Here is an 18,326-nt window from a genome sequence, read left to right as displayed (position 1 = left end):
AGCGTTCAACTCTCGCGTGCGGCGCAATATTGCGTAATGCGTACTTATCGATTATTCGGTGATACCAATTGGTTGCGCGGTTGAACTCCCGGGGTCGCGCGAGGTGATCCCGCACATGCGGACGCACGCGAAAACGGCACATGACGACGTCACAATCCGGTTTGGCCGGTGCCCGGGCGCGACGGTATGGCGGGTGATCAACATCGCTTCCCGCGTGGCAGTCTGCGGATCAGAACGATGACGTGAACCCGGAGGTACCCCGCCCGTGGCGGCGAACATCAATCCCACCGTCAGGAGACGTCGCCTGGGGGCCGAACTGCGTCGGCTCCGCCAGGCCAGTGGACTGAAGAGCACGGAAGTGGCCGAGCGGCTGATGATCTCCCAGCCCAAGATCAGTCACCTGGAGAACGGCCGCCGCGCGATCAGTCCCCGCGACGTGCGCGACCTGTGCTCCGTTTACGGGGTGTCGGACCAGAAGGCCGTCGACGCGCTGATGGCGATGGCAAGGGAATCCGGCACACGAGGGTGGTGGCATACCTACGGTGACATCCCCCAGAGCGTCTACATCGGCCTGGAGACGGACGCCGCCTCGGTGCACGCCTATGAGCCCCTGGTAATCCCGGATCTGCTGCAGACCCCCGCCTACGCCCATGCGGTCATCGAGGAATCGATTCCCCGGCTCACGGCCCGGCAGGCCGCCGCACGGCTGAAGGTGCGGCTGCGCCGGCAGCACCGTATCTACGACCCGGCGGGCCCGTTGCGCTTCCGGGCTGTCCTGGACGAATCGGTCCTGCGCCGTGTCGTCGGCTCTCCCGACATCATGCGGGAGCAACTGGAACACCTGAACGCGCTCGGCGCGGAGCCCAACGTCACCGTGCAGGTCCTCCCCTTCACGGGCGGCGCTCATCCGGGCCTGTCGGGGCGGTTCTCCCTCGTGAGGTTCGCCGACAGTCCCGAGGCGGCGGTGGTGTACCTGGAACGGTTCACCAGCGACCTCTACCTGGAGAAGCCGTCCGACGTGCGGCCCTACAGCGTGATGTACGCCCATCTGCAGGCCCGGGCCCTCGACCCTGTCAGCAGCCGCCGGTTCATCACCGACGCCATCACGTCGCACAAGGGAGCGCAGCACCGTCCTTGAACCGCCGCGGCCGGCCGGACGGGGCCTCAGGGGGCCAAGACTGCCGTCACATGGTGCCGTCAAAAGGCCCCGGACCATGAGTGGTCCGGGGCCTTTCGACTAGTGCCCCCGGCAGGATTCGAACCTGCGACACCCGCTTTAGGAGTTCGATCCACGCCCGCGCCTGGGGTCGTCGTCGGCTGGTCCGGCGGTCGTGTGGGGGCGCTGCTGTGCGCCGCCGTCCGGCCTCGTTGATGTCAGCGGTGGATGTCAGGTTCCTTCTTCCCATTGGCTCTCTCTAGGGCCGGTGGTAGGCAGAGGCGTCGACGCCACGCTCAGGCTTCCTGCTGAAGGTCACGTAAGCGGGGTGCTCGGGATCGCCGACCTCCATGAGAGCGAACAAATCTAGGTCATGGTTCGCGAACCGATGCAGGTACTGAAGGAACAGCTCCAGTTCCTCGTCGGACAACCGTTCCTCGTGCCGCTCGTTGCGCATGTGCTGCCTGCCTGTTCGGCTACCGGTTGATGGGGATCTCGTAGACGACCTCGCACAGGGCAGCGGGCACCACAATGTCGGCCGTCTCCACGGGACGCCCCTCGTCGCTGTAATACGTCCGCCGGATGTGCGTGACGAGTGCGGCCTTCTGGATGCCGAGTAGCGACGCCTCCTCGGCGGTTGCCTGCCTCGGTTCGGGCTGCTCCACGGCGTGGCTGACGGTGACTCCGATCGCGGCCATGCGGTTCACGACGCCCGTCCCAGCATGGGGCCCTCCTTCAGGCAGGACGACGAGAGTGCCGGCGGTGAGGTCGTACGGCTCCCAGCTCGTCGACAACTGCACCGGCCTGCCGTCCGCCAGGAACTCGTACGTCGTACGAACGCACAGCTCGCCCTCGGCGATCCCGAGCCGCGCCGCGATCTCCGCCGGAGCCGGCACCTTGGCGTCCGTTCGGCTCTCCCAATCGCCCTGCCTGCCGACGGCCTTCATGTCCGCCCGGAACGGTGAACCGCTGGGCTGTTCCCTTGCCGACGACCGGACGACCCGCACCCGTTGCCGGGGCTCGGCGACGTACGTACCCGAACCTGCCCGGCCCTCCAGCACGCCTTGGGAGATCAGCAACTCTTGGGCCCGGCGGACCACGTTCTCGCCCACGCCGTACTCCTGGCCGATCTGGGCGCGGGAGGGCAGGCGATCTCCCGGCTCCCACACGTGCTCCGCGATCCGCCGCCGGAGTTCGTCGGCGACGCGGAGATAGGGCGGCTGCTCAGGCATATGGAAAATCTAGTCCACTAGCTCTAATCTAGTTAACTAGCTTCACTCAAAGTGATCGCTGGTGACGGAGGCTGCCCTGTGCCCGCTTCGGGAGTTAGCGCGGCGGCCATCGCCGCCCGGCTGTCCGCCCTCGGGCTGCTCACGCGAGTGGAGGAACACCACCAGCACACGTCGGTGGAAGCGGAGGTGCCGGAACCGGTCTCCGCCGAGACGTGGCGGGAGGTCCTGGACGTGGTGGCGGAGGCCGATCGGTTCGGACTCCTCGCCTCCAGCTTGAACGGCCGCACCCTTTGGGCGGTCGTACGCAAACGGTCCCCGCGACGGGCGATGTCGGGGGACCGGGCCATCAGCGATAGGAGCTGAACAGCGTGCTCAACCGTATCCGCCGTGCCCTCTCCCTCACCAGGGTGCGGACCTCCACAACGGGCAGGCACCGTCGCCCGTTAACGCCCTCCACTCCTCCGGCGCCCCTTCCCGCCCCCGCTGACGTATTGACCCCCGTCCTGAGCCGGGCCTCCGCTGACGCGGTAACTCATCGACCCCTACTCAAGGGGGAGGACGTCGCGCTCGTCCGCCCGTACGTGCTGGCCTGGGAAAGCCGCGTACGGATCCGCGCGGTGGTTCTCGCCCCTCACCTGCCGGCCGATGCCTGGTCGGCCCTGGCGGGGGTCCGCTGATGCCGACGCGTCGACACCCGCACCTCACGGACACCTCGTCCGTCCCCTACTGCTCGACCGCCTGCCGGATCGGTACTCACCTCGCCTGCGCGGAGTCCTCCCCTGCCTCCGCGCCGGAAGACCTCCCGGTGATCTACGAAGCGTGCGACTGCCCGTGCCACTTGGTGCCCGGCCGGCCCACGCCCGGGGGAGTGACGCAGTGAGCAACCGGGCCTTCGGCGGCGCGCTGGTCTCCCACATCGAGGTCACCGCGGCCACCGTGCAGCGCGGCGACATCATCCAACTCGGCGGCTGTGCCTGCCGGGTGGGAAACCTCTTCCAACTTCCCCAGGGAGCGAAGCAACTGGTCTTCGAGTCGGGCGAGTTGCTGACCATACACACCCGCACGCGGCTCGTCGCCGTGCGGACGCTGAGAAGGCGGTGACCGGGCCCATGCCTTCCCGCCACCAAGACATCGCCGACGACCTGCGCCACCAGATCACGAGCGGCCGCATGCAACCCGGCGAACGCCTTCCTTCCGAAAACCGTCCTGGCCGACCGGTACGCGGTCAGCACTGTGACGCTGAGGCACGCTCTCGCGATGCTCCAGAGCGAAGGCCTCGTCGAAAAAATCCACGGAAAGGGCAACTTCGTCCGCCGCCCCCTCCGCAAGATCATGTACGTCGGCGGCTGGGGAACGCTGGACCCGTGGACCGCGGCCGGCCCGGCCTTACGCGTCACGGTCCGCAGCAACACCGTTCAGGCTGACGGGCACCTCACGACTCTCCTGAAGGTGCCCACGGGCAGTCCTCTCGCGGAGTACTTCTGCCTCAGCCTCGAAGAGGAGTCGCCGCACGGGCTGGCCCGTATCTACCTGCCGCGTGACCTGGCTCCGGCCGGAGTGCTCGACGACGGCTCCGCGGGCCAAGAGGCGGTCACAAGATTCGCCGTCCTCGGTCCTCCGCCGACCGCTGTCCGGGAGACGGTGTGCGCCCGCCGCGCGACGCCGGATGAATCCGCGGCGCTCCGGATCAGCCCCACGGCGGTCGTCCTCGCGATCACCCGCATCGCGACCGACTCCACCGGCCGCGTGGTCGAAGCCGCGCTCCTGGTCTTCCCAAGAGACCGCGTCGACGCGGTCTTCACCACACACCACGTGATCGATGAGAGGCAGACCCAAGCATGACGACGCCGAACGAACTGCGGCTTCTCCCGTGGGCGGGTCCCGAAGGTAAACCCTGCTACCTGAGCACCGACGACCGGGGCAGCTACATGTCCCGCCTGGCGGACACCATCGAAGCGGCCCAACTCGGGGCGGCGGCCGAGCTGCTGGAACAGGCCGCGGAAACCCTCGACGACCCGGACGCGGCCCTGGACGAGACGCGACACCTGGCGACGGAACTGACCGGGATCCTGTGCGACGTCCTCCGCGTCGCGATCAGCCGCGGTCACCTCCTGGCGGTGAGCGAACCGCAGCGGATCTGAGGGAACCGACGCGAAACGGCGCCGGCCGAGGACAACCCTTCCAAGCGGGGAGGGGAGCCCAAGCACCAACCTGGGCTCCCCTCCCCGCAGCGCTATGTCGGTCCGGCCGCCACGCATCGACTGCGGAGAGGAACCCTCGCGCCGTCTGCACCTCAGCCGACGACAGTCAGCCACGATGGTGAGTGCGCCGACCGACCAGGCACGCGTATGCCTCGCTGCACCCCCACCGGCCTCAGCCACGCTGCCTGGTGACGTCCACCAGAGGAAGCCACGAAGGCGGAAGCGTGGTGATCAGGATTTGGGGATGTGACTTCTTCGTCCCGAAGCCACTTGGGCGGAGGATCTGCCTTGGCATGATGTGCCTCTCACCTGCGCTGATGATCCGCAGACGTTCGCGCTCGTCCGCCAATGTTCGCCGGCGTTGTCACGCAGTTAGACACTCACCGCTCGACGGTCGATCGCCGGCGAGTCGGTTGTCAGTGCTTGCGCCTATGGCCTCAAGCGCGCGGTCGGTTCCGGGGGTTCCAGCTCTGTAAGGAATGGTTGCATCCCCGGCCTGTCTGGGGGCGGCCCGGAGAATCGTCCGGGACCTAACCGACAGTCGGGCTTTGTCGATGGCCAGCGGATGACCTGCCGGAGCCGACCGTGCACCCCCTTCCGTGTAGGCAGGCGCACGCTTTCTAACCGCGGTGACGGTGCCGGGGGCCGCGGCTGGGGCCGTTAACCTGATCAGTGCAACAGCGGCAGTGGCGGACGCCGTTCCGCGGAGAGCCCCGACCGCTCAGGCTCTGGCCACTCGGGAAGGTCGGCAGAGTCCCCACCGTAGGCGAGCACGGTCTGCGAGGCGAGGTCGCAGCACGCTTGGATGAAGCCTTCAGCGCCCATGAGGCGCATGGAGTGCCCGCCGCTCTTCAGGGGCCACAACGCTCCGGAGCGGTTCGACACCGCGTATGGGTCCCCGCCGTGGCTCAGGATGTCGCGGAGGTTCTTCATGTCGGCGAGGTACGACTGCACCTCTTGGGTGCCGACGTAGGCCTTCCAACGCGATCGGTTGCCGGGGGCGTTGCCCAGAATTCTCGTACGGACTCCCCAGTCGTTGGTGAAGAGCCGGACTGCGTGCTGCTGTCCAACATGGCGGATCTTGTCCGGGTTGAGCGGCAGATGTCGCGTCCGGGACGGTTCGAGGGCAAGGACGTCGTTGAAGAAGGCTTCGACGGCCGCGTAGGACATCGTGAAGATTCCCCATCGCAGAGCGTACTGCTTCGTCGAGCGCCCGAGCGGCTTGCCGTCCTTCCCGATCAAGCCGTCGATGTCGCGGTGAAGGCCCACCAGCAGCAAAGGGTTTCGTAGACCGGCGGATAAGGCGTTGGCGGCGTCGATGACAGTGGGAAGGCGAGAGTGCGGAGGCATACGCGAGATCGTAATTGCTTGCCTATCGGCGTCTCCTATCCCAGCGAGGGTTGCCGATCTGGCTCAAGGAACCGCCAAGTAGTGTCCACCATGTGCTGGCGCTCTCCGATGTCGACAACACCCTGGTTGACCGACAGGGGGGCGGGGGTCCGCTACACGATCGGGTGACAGTTGGTGGACATGCCGATGGCCACCTTCCATAGGATTGACGCTGGTACGCGGCCAACGAGGAGGCACGGGTGGGCAATCTGGGGGGATACCAGACGATGACGACGCTGGCGAAGAAGGTGGGCGGCCCCGGGACGCTGGCCGTCGTCATTGCCGTGAGCGGGTGGGCCATCGGCCGAGGTGCTGAAGCCGGCAGGAAAGCCGTCAAGGCTGCGGTCAAGAAGCGGAATGCCCCGTGCTCGACGAAGGGCCAGGTCTTCGACGTTGTGTCCGACGGCGAGGACGGCAAGAGCCTCGTGCTCCGGGCCGGTGACCAGTACCGGGTCATGGAGTGCGACGGGGAAGCGATCCTCATCGAGGTGCTCGGTGGTACGAACAATCCCTACTTCACGTCAGCACAGTTCCTGGCGTCGGTGTCGGCCTTCCCCATGGCAGAGAAGCCCAATGCCGAGTAGCTTGACTGCGGGTGTGAGTTCCCGAGTCAGCATCTGACTCCCGCGTTGCAGGCTGTTCGGGCTTGATTAGTGGCAGTCCGGAGGTATCCGGCAGTGAACTTCCCTCGCAGGTCGGGGGCGATGCTCGACGTTCGTGGACGAGTACAGAGCACACCGAACCCCACAGCAACCGAGATTGACCTTAGCCATCGCCTGGATGCCTGGCGGGCCGGTATCTTGTCCTGCGAACCGTACGAGAGAGTGCTCCGGGGATGAGACTGGCCCCATCTGCCACTGTCGGTCGCTGACGAGTGGCGTCGGGGAACCTCGGACGGCCCAGGGATTAACCATCACGGTCCTGGCAGGCTGACCGACTGCGGGCGCCTTCGACGTGAGTCTCCTGAACCTCAGCCGACGACAGCCAGCCACGACGCCGGGCGCGCCGACCGACCACGCGCGCGTGTGCCTCGCCGCACCCCCACCGGTCTCAGCCACGCTGCCATGCCGTCGACCAGAGCAAGCAGCGTCGGCTGAGCCGTGACAACGCTGCCTGAGCTATCAGCTCGGGAAGCTGTGGCGCTCTGCGCTTCCTAGGGCGTTGAGCCGCGCATACAACTGGCGCGTCCTTCGTCGGGCTCGATCGTTCTCACCGCTACTCCCTGCTGTTCCCCGCTCGATCTGGTGCGCTTGTGGTGCGGTGCTCACACGAATGAGTGTGCAGGAGGCCCCCTAATCGACGCGTACCTCACGCTCGCCTCGCCTGTACTGGCAGGTACTGACAGCACGACAGGGCCCCCGACTCCTGGTTGAGGGGTGGAGGCCCGATGGTGGCTGGTCAGGTCAGGTCAGGTCGACGAGGGTGGGTGTCACTTCGTTCTCAAGGTCGTACTCGGAGAACTCCCATGTTGTGACCACCGCGTCCTTTGGGACGCGATAGACGAACTGCATCTCGTCGTCAAAGCCGGGTTGCAACTGCGCGTTGCATTCTGGGTTGCCGGCGACGTCGTAAAGATCTTCGATCGTGTCGAAGCGCCGGCCCTGGTCGTCGATGAGCGCATTGACGATGGGCAGCGAGCACGTCAGGTCCATGCTGGCCTTTCCCTCGTTGCTGACGACGGTCTTGAGGACGACGTATTTGGCGTCGGCGCCTGCGGACTTGCGGGCTCCGGCGAGCACGATGGTGTCGGCCTCTGCCACCTTGGTGACCTTGACGACGGCTCCGCCGTTCCGAGCCTGTTCGCCGACCTTGGCGTCTGTGTTCTGGTCGGTTGCTGCTGCGGTGTCCTCTTCGACTGTGGCCTCGGGCTTGACGGTTTCCGTCACGGTGACGGTGGGCTGTGGCTTTGCTGTGTCGTCGCTGCGGCCAGAGATGGCGATCCCTGTGGCGACGACGGCGGCGGCAATGATGGCCGCGCCGCCGATGATGTAGGCGTTGGTGTGGCTCTTCTTGCCGGGCTGCGGCGGCTGAGCCGGCATCGGCGGCGGCGTGATGTTGGTACTCATGATCCCCCCTGGGATGGTGCTGTTGCGAGACGCATCATCCTCTGTGAACAGCTGCACTGACAGCAGTTGGGGCCACAGGGGCGGCAAGCTGATGGCGGCCACTTCAGGATGCAGCGGCTTTGGTGCTGTTGTAGTCGCGCGGCTGGTGGGGTGCGTGGAACTGGCTGACTTCGATGGCTCGGCGGCGGATCTCTCGGCGCCGGTTCCGATGATCGTGACGAGGTCGGCCTTGCCGAGGCGCGACACCGGCTTTAGGAGTTCGATCCGGGCCCGCTTCGACTGCGGTGGGCGACTGGTGCGGCGGCAGCGGCCGGACAGAGTCGCTGGTGTACGTCCCTGTCCGACGTCGTTGATGTCAGCGATGGATGTCAGAAGCCATTTGATCCGTAGCTCTACAGAGATCGGTCGGTCAGGGCCTGAACAGCCAGCGTTCGATCTCGTCGATGCCGATGCGGCGCCCGAGCTGCCTGCTCTCCTCGTGGGCCCAGCGGTCCAAGAGCGTGCAGTACCGGACGTAGGTGCTGGTGGGCCATCCGTCCTCACCGAGTGAGTCCCACTTGCAGATGTCCCTGAGCGTGGCGGCTACCTGGGAGTCGAGGATCACGCACGGGTGGTCGAGAGCGCCACTGCCAGCGAAATACAAGACCTTGGTCGAGAACGCCGGGCCCAGATACGCAATGGCGTTGGGACCTCCCGGGCGCAGAGCTTCGTACGCGTGCGCCGGATCTTCGCGAGCCACCTGCAGAGCCTGGCGCAGAGCCGCCACGGCTGAGGACAGGTTATCCGCCACCGCTCGGATGCGCTGGCGGTTGAGGCGGAGCCTCATGCCGCTGCCCCAGGCGAGGACCCGCCACAGAAATCGCAGCTGCTCCTCTTCGCGGCCCGCATCAAGGTTGGCCGCATCCCTGAATAGGTCACCGCGACTGAGCTGCGTGACATCTGGTCCGGTCACGGGCGCACCAGGCAGGTGAGCGGCAGCTATCTCGGCATTCCACCAGTCGGTGGCGATGGGGATGGTGTGACCGTCGATCCGCTCTGATCGCTGCTTGACAAGAGCCTCACGGCACGCGCGCGGCAACTGCAGGCGAGACAGGTCGGTGGGTGCCATGACTCCATCGTGCCCCGTGGGGAGAAGGCGGGATGCCAACCAACGACGCTCGGCCAACGCTGCGGCACAGTCTTCGACGGCTTCGGCAACCAACATGGCTCCGGAGGTCCATTGCTTCCTGGACAGTGCAGGTCGCGGCCTATTGAGGGGGGCACCTGCCAGGCTTCGTCCACGCATGGTCCACAGGCTGACAACACCGCTCGTAGGAGGAGGGGGTTGGTGTGACCGACGGCCTGCACATTCTCGGGCGATCTATCGCCGTGCATATATCGCAGCAGAACCGCTCCCGTCGGCCGCCAGCCGTCGCTGTGGTCGTGTGAGAGAGGCACTTGCACTGTTGTCAGCCTATGCGGTACAGCAGCAGATCGATCCCGGCCAGGGTGTGCTCGACACCCATGCGGGGATAGGCTTCCAGTCCCTTCTGCATCACGTACCACAGATGAACGTTGTCCACGCAAAGCTCTGCCTCCAGCCGGTACGACCCACTTGCTCGTTGTCAGGCCGATGTCGAGCATGGCCACGCCTGGTAGGTGTCGCGGGCTCGAAAGAGGGCTGGCAAGTGCGAGCCTCCCTGCTGGAAACCCGGGTGTCCGAGTGGGCGAACATCGTTGGCTGACACGGGGGCTCACGGCTGCAGCAAAGGTCGACAGGTGAGCACAGCTCCAAGCGGCAACGGCTGGCGCCCCACTGCACGTCGTGGTGATCGTGTTTTGCCGGTACCGTCTTGGTACGCGATGGAGGCAAGGGGGGAACGAGTGACGTCCCAGGTGGTGTCCTACGCGCTCGATTCGAACACAGTGGTTCAGTTCGAGATCGAGCCGACGGACGATTGGCAGCCTGTAGGTGCCGACCCAGTGCTGAATCGGGTTCAGGACTCCGTCCGTCCGGCCGTCGAGGCGGCACGCACGGTACTGGATGAGTTCGTGCGCCTGTGTCCGGACGAAGTAGAAGTGACCTTTGGCATCAAGGTCAATGGGTCGGCGAACTGGCTAGTCGCCAAGGCTGCCACGGAGGCCAACTTCGGTGTGAAGCTGACCTGGCGGTCTGGCTCGGGGCCGGACGGAGGCGAGGGCGGAGAAGCCGTCAGTGAATGACGCTGAGCCCCGACATGGGCTGAGCCCGATGTCGGACGCGTGGGTGACGGCCATTCACCTCAGTGAGGGCGATCCGAATCCGCGCGGTACCGGGTTCCTCATCGACGCCCGACGGGTGTTGACGTGTGCACACGTGGTGCATACCGGCCCCGCAGCGTATCCGGAACTGTGGGTGGCGTTCCCCAAGGCCGAGGAGTTGATGCACCGTCGGATCAAAGTGCAGGAGGTCGTGGCGCCGGCAGTGGAACTGCGGAGCCAGCAGGACGTCGCGGTCCTGGTCCTCGACGAGCCGGTACCTGCGGAGTATGCCGCGCCCCTGCTGCGTCCATCCCCGAAGGAGATGGTGAACAAGCGGTGGTGGGCCTTCGGATTCCCGGACGGAATCCTGGGCGACTCGGCGGGCGGCCTGATCGGAGAGTCTCTCGCTTACGGTTGGGTGCGATTGGACAACAGTGAGGGCGACGGCGTCCAGGGTGGTTACAGCGGTGGCGCTCTCTGGTCGGCCGACTATGGGGCTGTGGTCGGGCTGGTCGCTCAGGGACGGAAGAAAGACGGCTATGCACGGGCCGTCACCATGCGGGCCGTCGCCGCATGTCTGCCCGATCAGCAACTACATCTGCTCACCGACTGGTCTACGGAGGATGCTGGCGACGTCGCTCTGTCCGCGTGGGGCTGGACCCTATCCAAAGATCCAGAGTCGGGGAAGCACTGGCATCCGAGGGCCCGCGGGGTGGGCTCGGACGCTGAGCGCGGCTTCCGCTTTTGCGGTCGAGCGGCGGCGCTGAGGGTCATCGTTGAGTGGATCACCGATTTGGCCGGGGACCACCGTCAGGTGCTGCTCGTCACTGGCTCTCCCGGCGTGGGCAAGTCGGCGGTGCTGGGACGGATCGTTACGACCGCTGACCCAGAGATCGCCGCCTTACTACCGGCCGACGATGATGCGGAGCGCGCGCCGACCGGCGCAGTGGCTTGCGCAGTGCACGCTCGGCACAAGACGGCGTTGGAAGTAGCCCGGGAAATCGCTACTGCGGCCTGTGCGCCCCGTCCCGATGAGGTTGAGGACCTACCCACCCTGCTGCGGGGAGCTCTGGAAAATCGTTCACCGGGCGGCTTCTCGATCATCATTGATGCCCTGGACGAGGCCCGCACGCCAGCAGATGCACGCTCAATCATGCGGCACATCGCCGTCGCGACGGCGGAGACCTGCGCCGATGTGGGGGTCCGAGTCGTCGTCGGAAGTAGGCGCACCGACGACCGCGGCGACCTCCTTGCACCCTTTCAAAGCGCCCTTCGGATCATCGACCTCGACACTCCCGACTACTTCGCGCAAGAGGACCTCGCTCGCTACGCGTTGGCAACGCTGCAATTGTTGGGTGACGAGCGACGCGACAGCCCCTACGCGGTCGGGTCGGTAGCCAAGCCAGTGGCTGACCGGATCGCTGAGATGGCGCAGGGTAATTTTCTGATTGCCGGTCTGGTAGCCCGGACCCACGGGTTGCATGATCGGCACGCCGTGGATGTTGCGGAGTTGCGCTTCACCGCGACCGTCGATGCGGCGCTGCGCGATTACCTCGCTCGTCTGCCGGACGTAGAGGGCGTGGCTGCGCTGGACGTGCTTACCGCGCTGGCCTACGCCGACTCCCCCGGGCTCAGTGTGGAGCTGTGGCGCACGGCAATCAGGGCCGTCAGCGGCTCTGCTCCTGAAGCGCGGGCGTTGAGCACGTTCGCCCGTACCTCCGCGGCCAGTTTCTTGGTCGAGTCGAGTGATCCTGGTGCCGTCGCCGGTAGCTTTCGATTGTTCCACGAGGCGCTGAACGAGGCGCTGCTGGGTGATCGGGCAGCTGCGGGGGCCCTCGCTGACGACGAGGGTCGCATCGCCAGGGCGCTGATGGGCATGATCTCGTCCGACTGGCAAAATGCCCCCAGATACCTCCTCCGTTCTTTGCCACGCCATGCGGTACGTGGTGGAGTTCTCGACGAGTTGCTCGAGGATGAGGCATACCCCCTCCATGCTGATCTGCGCCGTCTGGTTCCGACCGTCAAGGCCGCGACCTCGGCGTCGGCGCGTGCCCGTGCGCGGTTGCTACGAACAACTCCGCAGGCGTTGGACGCGTCGCCGGCGGATCGGGTAGCGCTGTTCAGCGTGACCGAGGCGCGCGAGCATTTGGGACGGAGCTATCGTGATAGTGCCGTGCCAGCCCCGTATCGAGCCGTGTGGGCCGTCGGGGCGCCCCACACGGAGGACATCGTTTTGGAGGGGCACACGGACTGGGTCAATTCCGTGTGTGTAATCCCAGCGGAGGGCCGCGCCTTGCTGGCCAGCGCAGGCAATGACGGAACCGTTCGGTTGTGGAACCCCGACACTGGCGAGGCGGTGCGGGTCCTGGAAGCCCACGCGGGCGCGGTGAGGGCGCTATGCCCGTTGCCGACGAAGCAGGGTGTGCTGTTGGCGAGCGCGGGCAATGACGGTGCCGTTCGGCTGTGGAATCCCGACACCGGCGACGTCCGACGAACCATCGAGGGCCACATCGGCTGGATCACTGCGCTGTGCACGATCGAGGAGGCAGGGCGCACCCTGTTGGTGTCGGCTGGCAACGACGGGACCGTTCGGTTGTGGAACCCCGATACCGGCGGCGCGGTGCGCGTCATGGAGGCTCATGCGGGCGCGGTGAGGGCGCTATGCCCGTTGCCGACGAAGCAGGGTGTCCTTTTGGCAAGCGCGGGCAATGACGGTGCCGTTCGCCTGTGGGATTCAAGCACCGGCGACGTCGTTCGGGTGCTGGAGGACGGCCCCGGTTGGATCACCGCTCTGTGCACGCTCGTCGCGGACGGGCAGACGCTGTTGGCGTCGGCGCGTATGGATGGGCTGGTGCGTCTCCAGGACGTGGACGGAGTGACACTGTGCACGCTTGAAGGCGTGGGCGGTCTGATCACCACGTTGTGTGCGGTCGATGTGGAGGGGCGAACCCTATTGGCGTCGGCTGGAGATGACAGGCACATCTACCTGCAGGATGCCCTGTCTGGTGATTCGGTGCGTGTGCTGGAGGGACACACAGATGTCGTGCAAGATGTATGCGCGGTGATGTCGGATGGGCACGCGGTATTGGTGTCTGCTGGCAACGACAATTCGGTTCGTCTCTGGGATACCGGAGCTCCGGGCGTGGTGACTATGGTCGAGCCCCTCGAGCCGGTCGAGGCCCTGTGCGCCATCGAGGGGACGCATGGAGCACTCTTGGCGACCCTTGGCCACGGCGACACCCTGCGTTTGTGGGACCCCGGAACCGGGGAGACCCGGCACACTATCAAGGCCCGCATCGGCCCTATCACCGCGTTGTGCACGATCGACGTGGATGGGCGAACCCTGTTGGCTTCTGCGGACAGTGACAGCGCCATTCGACTCTCAGATCCGCACACCGGTGGCGACGTTGGCATGCTGCAGGTGGGCGACTGGTCGGTCAGGGCCCTGTGCCCAGTGTCGATCGGCGGACGCATCCTATTGGCGGCTGCGGACGACAACGGGGTCGTTCGTTTGCACGACCCTGAGAGTGGCGACGTTCTGCACGTCCTGCCAGCCGAACGAGAACGGGCGGTGCTGAGTCTGTGCTCCGTCATGGTGGATGAGCGGGCGTATCTCGCCACAGCCTGGGACGACAATGCTGTGGCTCTCTGGGACACAGCGAGCACGACAGTGGTGCACCGACTAACCGGTCACACCGACTGGGTGCGTGGGATGTGTGTGGTGTCTGTGAAGGGGCGCACCTTGCTGGCCACCGCCGCCGAGGACCGCTCGGTGCGGCTGTGGGACCCGGCTACCGGCGAGGCTGTGGCCAGTCTCAAGGGACATACCGCCGGAGTAAGCGCCGTGTGCGTTGTTTCCCTAGACACCCGTACGGTCCTGGTGTCCGCCGGAGACGATCGAACGGTCCGTCTTTGGGATCCAGAGCTGGCTCACGCCAGCGGGGTTATTCCGGTTCGCTCGCCCGTCCGGTCCCTCGCCCCGCACGACCGTCGTGTATTTACCGGGCTCACCGACGGGCTATTGGCCTTGGACCTGAACTGAGCGGGAGCTTCATCATGATCTCCCATCCTTCGACAGGCGTGCCCCGTCGACTCGTGCCGCACGCCAACTTGCCCGCGCTGACGCTACAACCGGAAGAGGCCTCGACCGTGAACGGCGTTCCGCCGCCCGAGGTACCTGCATCGTGCGGGCAACCTCGTCAAGCACGAGCGGCTCGCCGCCATCCCAGGCCACACCGTGGGGTCCGCGCGTATCCCGCTGACACTGCGCGCGAGGTAGGACCAACTAATCTGAAGACCACGACACAGGCAGGTGGAAGCATGCGCGTCCAAAGGGCGTGTCGTGTAGCAGCGGCAGACAACCGCACAAGCCGGGCCCTGGATGGATGGGCCCGGATGAGGCGGACGAGAGTGGGGGGAGCGGTCGATTCGCATGGCTGACGAATTCGACAACATGTATGAGACGTTTAGGGCGCTCCTGGACGCCTTTCCTCCTTCGGAGTCCGTCAAGCGACTGGAGCAGTTCGGCATCAGCTCGGATATCGTCCAGCAGATCCGTGAGCGGCACGAGCAGCAGACCGTGCGTATCCGGGAGTTGGAGGAACCACATGTGGTCGCCCGGGGCAACCGCGATACCTGGTATACCGGCCCGCAGGCCCAGGACAAGTGTTGGCCGGCTGTCATTGACCGGCTCCGCAAGGATGGCTGGACGCAGCAGTCCGCAATCACCAATCTCGATAACTCCTCCACCCGCATCGTGTCGCTGTTGAACCATCCCAAGGAGCGTTCATTCTCCACCCGCGGTCTGGTTGTGGGGTATGTTCAGTCCGGCAAGACCACCAACTTCACCGCAGTGATGGCAAAAGCCGCGGATCGCGGCTACAAGTTGTTCATCGTGCTGGCCGGAATCCATAACGGTCTGCGCCGTCAAACTCAGGCTAGGCTCGTCCAGCACCTTGTAGAGCCCAACCCGTCAATGTGGTCCCAACTGACGGGACTAGGAAAAGACTTCACCCCACAGGAGAATCCAGCCTCCTATTTCGGCAAGAGTAATAAGACCCGCGTGCTGTGCGTGGTCAAGAAGAATGCAACGGTGCTGCGCAAGCTCGCCCGGTGGTTGGAGAAGGCATCTGACTATCTAGAGGACTGCCCGGCTCTGATCATTGACGATGAGGCTGACCAGGCCACCGTCGCGACGAAGTCGATCAATCCACTGATCATGAGCATCATGGACAGCCTGCCGCGGTCGGCATACGTCGGATACACAGCCTCACCGTTCGCCAACCTACTCATCGACCCAAGCGCAGAGGACCTTTATCCGCGGGACTTCATCGTCAGCCTTCCCAAGCCCGACCACCATTTCGGTACCGAGGTCCTGTTCGGACGTTACCCAGTCGACGGCGACGACCCTGACCAGGTGGACGACGGCTACGACATGATCCGCTCGGTGCCCGAGAGCGATGTGCCCTGTATGCGCCCCCAGACGAGGGCAGACGTTGAAGGCTTCGAGCCCGTTATCACTGACACTCTACGCCGAGCTGTGGAGTACTTCTGGCTGGTCACCGCCGCCCGACGTGTGCGCGGGACCGGCAATCCGCACAGCACAATGCTGATCCACACTAGCGTCAACACCGCCGTGCATAAAAGTTTCAGGAGGCCGCTTGAACGGATGCGCGACTACGCAGTCGATGCGATGAACAGAGAGGAATTCCTCGCTCGGTTGCGGGACCTTTGGGAAGAGGAGACGGCTCGCGTGCCGGCCGAGGACTTCGGCGAACGCAAACTGCAGTTCGAAGAGTTGATGGCGCATTTGCCGAGCGTGGTCGACCACTGTCGCGTCGTCATGGACAACTCCAGCAGCGAGGATCGTCTCGACTACGAGAACGGCCCCGTGGTAGCAATTGCGGTCGGCGGCAATACCCTATCTCGGGGACTCACCCTGGAGGGGCTATCGGTCAGCTACTTTGTACGTGCCGTCTCCGCCTACGATACGCTGCTCCAGATGGGGCGCTGGTTCGGCTTCCGCAATGGCTACGCCGATCTGCCCCGCATCTGGATGACCGATGAGTTGGCTGAGTGGTTTCGTCATCTGGCCACGGTCGAGACGGAAATGCGGCGCGACATCGACGTCTACATGACTCAGAACGTAACTCCTCTAACCTTCGCCGTACGTCTGCGCACGCACCCCGCACTACGGGTGACCGCAGCTGCCAAAATGCGCGACGCCGTCACGGCAGCGTCCTCGTATGGCGGTCAGCGCATTCAGACACACTACTTCCACACTGACGCCGAGTGGCTGGCCACGAACATTGACGCCGCCCGTACCTTGGTCACGGCTGCCGCTTCAATTTCTCCTAAGATTGACGAACGCCCCAAGGAAGGGCGATACGTCTTCTACGAGGTGCCGCATGACGTCGTCACGGAATTCCTGACCAGCTATCAGTTCCACGAAAGCTCCCTGCACACCTCGGGACTGATCGTTGCATACATCAATAAGCGAGTGGCGACAGCTGGCTCGCTGCGACGGTGGAACATTGCCATTGTCGGCACGCCTCAAGGCCGACCAGACAACGACTTCACCTTCGCTCCCGGGGTGACCGTCGGGCGCACCATCCGATCACGCCTCGATGTCCCTGGCCCTGCCGACATCAAAACTTTGATGAGTCCGCGGGACGCTGCCGTCGATCTGGACGGCTACAAGGCCACCTGGGTCGAAGAGGACTACAGGAAACAGCGCCAATCACAGCAACCCAACATTGGGTTGCTAGTCCTATATCCCATTGACAAGGCGTCCGCACCACCGAAGGCACCAGCCTCCTCTCCGGTACGAAAGAGGAAAAAACGCGTTCCCCTCGACGCGGAGGAACATGTGATTGGCGTCGCCCTTGTTTTTCCCGAGCCTTCCGCTGGCGACTCTTCTGTGAAGAGTTACATCTCCGCCAACCTGTCCAAGGTCTCAATCGAGGATGAGGATTACAGTTTTCTCGACAACGAGGATATGTAACCGCCACGTGCCCCTGACCCCGTTCGGAGAGATCGCTGGCAGAGCCGGGCTCTGGCATGGGTGTGGCACTAAGCTCAACTGACGACAGTCAGCTACGACGGTGGGGGCATCGACTGACCAGGCGCGCGTGTGTCTCGTTGTACTCGCGCCGGCCTCCTCCACGCCGCCAGCGCCGTCGACCAGAGCAAGCCGCAGCAGCGGAACATGATGACGGTGCCTGACCCCTCAGCTCGGGAAGCTTGGCTCTCCTACGGGCAATTCCTGGGCTGACCTGCAACGGAGCGGCCACGGGTGCGGGCTGGTCGACGACCCTGTCCTTGCCGATCCCCGTGGTTCCACGCAGGACCTGGCACGACCTCTTCGTGCTGAACGCGATCCGGGTCTTCTATGACCTTGTTCCGGGGGTGGTGACCTGCTCCTTCGGCTCCGCCACTGTCCATGACTGGCAGTCCTCAGAGTGTGCTGGGCTGATCAGAAAACTGATCACGGGGCGAGCCAGTGTCTTCCATGAGTATGACTGGTCGACGTCGTGCTTGGTGAAGCGACTACGAGCTGCTTATCACGCTCGGAGGTTATCGCGCAGGATCTCACCATTGCACGGGCGTGTGTACCGGAAGAACATGGCGTAGGTAACCGCCATGTCGAAGTCAGCGTTGGCGAAGTACTCATCCCCGTCGAATAGCCGCCAGTGGCGTAGGCAGCATTGTTTCAGCACACTCTCTGTTTCGGAGGTGTTGGAGTGCTTTACGGATATCCACCAGCGGCGAACCTCTGCGCCTCGCTTGTGCGCATCCCAGTGATGCCGCTTGATTCGCTGTCGAGCGTCCGTGGTTCGACCGACCTTGATCACGCCATCGGAAAAGTCGATTACGTATAGCCATCCGCATTTGCTCGAATGGTCACAGTTAGTCCAAAATGCGTGACCTGGTCGTGTGCCGCGAGGGCCGTAGAGGCCAGGGGTGCACCGCTTGTCGATATCGAGGAACTCCACCTCGCTCATTTTTCTGCCTCGCGCGCCAAAGACCGTGATGTTTCGCGATGTTGCCGAGGTTTGCCCTG

The 18,326-nt window shown here is 64.8% G+C and carries 12 protein-coding genes and 2 pseudogenes; 9 read left to right on the top strand and 5 right to left on the bottom strand.

Annotation, left to right across the window (positions count from 1 at the left end; genetic code table 11):
• Positions 1-265 precede the first annotated feature (265 nt).
• Complete coding sequence (locus tag E4U91_RS15090) at positions 266-1,138, top strand: helix-turn-helix domain-containing protein (protein WP_137307347.1); 873 nt, start codon at positions 266-268, stop codon at positions 1,136-1,138.
• A gap of 277 nt (positions 1,139-1,415) precedes the next feature.
• Here E4U91_RS15090 and E4U91_RS15085 read toward each other — a convergent pair whose 3' ends face one another.
• Both E4U91_RS15085 and E4U91_RS15080 read right to left on the bottom strand, forming a co-directional pair.
• The gene (locus E4U91_RS15085) at positions 1,416-1,613 is read right to left on the bottom strand and encodes a hypothetical protein (RefSeq protein ID WP_137307346.1); all 198 of its coding nucleotides are present in this window, start codon (positions 1,611-1,613) and stop codon (positions 1,416-1,418) included.
• A 19-nt stretch (positions 1,614-1,632) separates the two neighbouring features.
• Entirely contained in the window at positions 1,633-2,388 is a 756-nt protein-coding gene (locus tag E4U91_RS15080; protein ID WP_137307345.1) for a GntR family transcriptional regulator, read from the bottom strand.
• A 78-nt stretch (positions 2,389-2,466) separates the two neighbouring features.
• On the opposite strand from E4U91_RS15080, the pseudogene E4U91_RS38985 reads away from it, so the two are divergent.
• From E4U91_RS38985 to E4U91_RS15050, 4 genes and pseudogenes are all read left to right on the top strand, one after another.
• Positions 2,467-2,744, top strand: a pseudogene (locus tag E4U91_RS38985) (hypothetical protein).
• A gap of 520 nt (positions 2,745-3,264) precedes the next feature.
• Complete coding sequence (locus E4U91_RS15060; protein WP_137307341.1) at positions 3,265-3,489, top strand: hypothetical protein; 225 nt, start codon at positions 3,265-3,267, stop codon at positions 3,487-3,489.
• A gap of 8 nt (positions 3,490-3,497) precedes the next feature.
• Positions 3,498-4,230 (top strand): annotated as a pseudogene (locus E4U91_RS15055) (GntR family transcriptional regulator).
• Positions 4,227-4,529, top strand: a complete 303-nt coding sequence (locus E4U91_RS15050) for a hypothetical protein (RefSeq protein ID WP_137307340.1) — start codon at positions 4,227-4,229, stop codon at positions 4,527-4,529. Before E4U91_RS15055 ends, E4U91_RS15050 begins: the two are co-directional and overlap by 4 nt.
• A 729-nt stretch (positions 4,530-5,258) precedes the next feature.
• On the opposite strand, the gene E4U91_RS15045 is transcribed toward E4U91_RS15050, so the two are convergent.
• Positions 5,259-5,939: a hypothetical protein gene (locus E4U91_RS15045; protein WP_137307339.1), complete on the bottom strand. Its 681-nt coding sequence runs from the start codon at positions 5,937-5,939 to the stop codon at positions 5,259-5,261.
• Positions 5,940-6,178: 239 nt separating this feature from the next.
• On the opposite strand from E4U91_RS15045, the gene E4U91_RS15040 reads away from it, so the two are divergent.
• A complete protein-coding gene (locus E4U91_RS15040; protein WP_137307338.1) occupies positions 6,179-6,562 on the top strand; it encodes a hypothetical protein in 384 nt (127 codons plus the stop codon).
• Positions 6,563-7,381: 819 nt separating this feature from the next.
• On the opposite strand, the gene E4U91_RS15035 is transcribed toward E4U91_RS15040, so the two are convergent.
• Entirely contained in the window at positions 7,382-8,290 is a 909-nt protein-coding gene (locus tag E4U91_RS15035) for a DUF4352 domain-containing protein (protein WP_137307337.1), read from the bottom strand.
• Positions 8,291-8,453: 163 nt separating this feature from the next.
• On the bottom strand, positions 8,454-9,152 hold the full coding sequence (locus tag E4U91_RS15030) for an 8-oxoguanine DNA glycosylase OGG fold protein (RefSeq protein ID WP_137307336.1): 699 nt from the start codon (positions 9,150-9,152) through the stop codon (positions 8,454-8,456).
• A 755-nt stretch (positions 9,153-9,907) separates the two neighbouring features.
• On the opposite strand from E4U91_RS15030, the gene E4U91_RS15025 reads away from it, so the two are divergent.
• The 3 genes from E4U91_RS15025 to E4U91_RS15015 all read left to right on the top strand — a co-directional run bounded on the left by E4U91_RS15025 (position 9,908) and on the right by E4U91_RS15015 (position 17,267).
• Positions 9,908-10,246, top strand: coding sequence for a CU044_2847 family protein (locus E4U91_RS15025; RefSeq protein WP_241678585.1), 339 nt, complete (start codon positions 9,908-9,910; stop codon positions 10,244-10,246).
• A gap of 28 nt (positions 10,247-10,274) precedes the next feature.
• Positions 10,275-14,306 (top strand): trypsin-like peptidase domain-containing protein, encoded by a 4,032-nt coding sequence (locus tag E4U91_RS15020; protein ID WP_137307335.1) that lies wholly within the window; start codon positions 10,275-10,277, stop codon positions 14,304-14,306.
• Between the two features lie 390 nt (positions 14,307-14,696).
• Complete coding sequence (locus tag E4U91_RS15015) at positions 14,697-17,267, top strand: Z1 domain-containing protein (RefSeq protein WP_137307334.1); 2,571 nt, start codon at positions 14,697-14,699, stop codon at positions 17,265-17,267.
• Positions 17,268-18,326 lie beyond the last annotated feature (1,059 nt).

The organism is Streptomyces lasalocidi (assembly GCF_005280215.1).
GTDB lineage: Bacteria > Actinomycetota > Actinomycetes > Streptomycetales > Streptomycetaceae > Streptomyces > Streptomyces longwoodensis.
The sequence above is the reverse complement of the archived record's forward strand: the minus strand, read 5'-3'. Positions and strand labels throughout refer to the sequence as shown.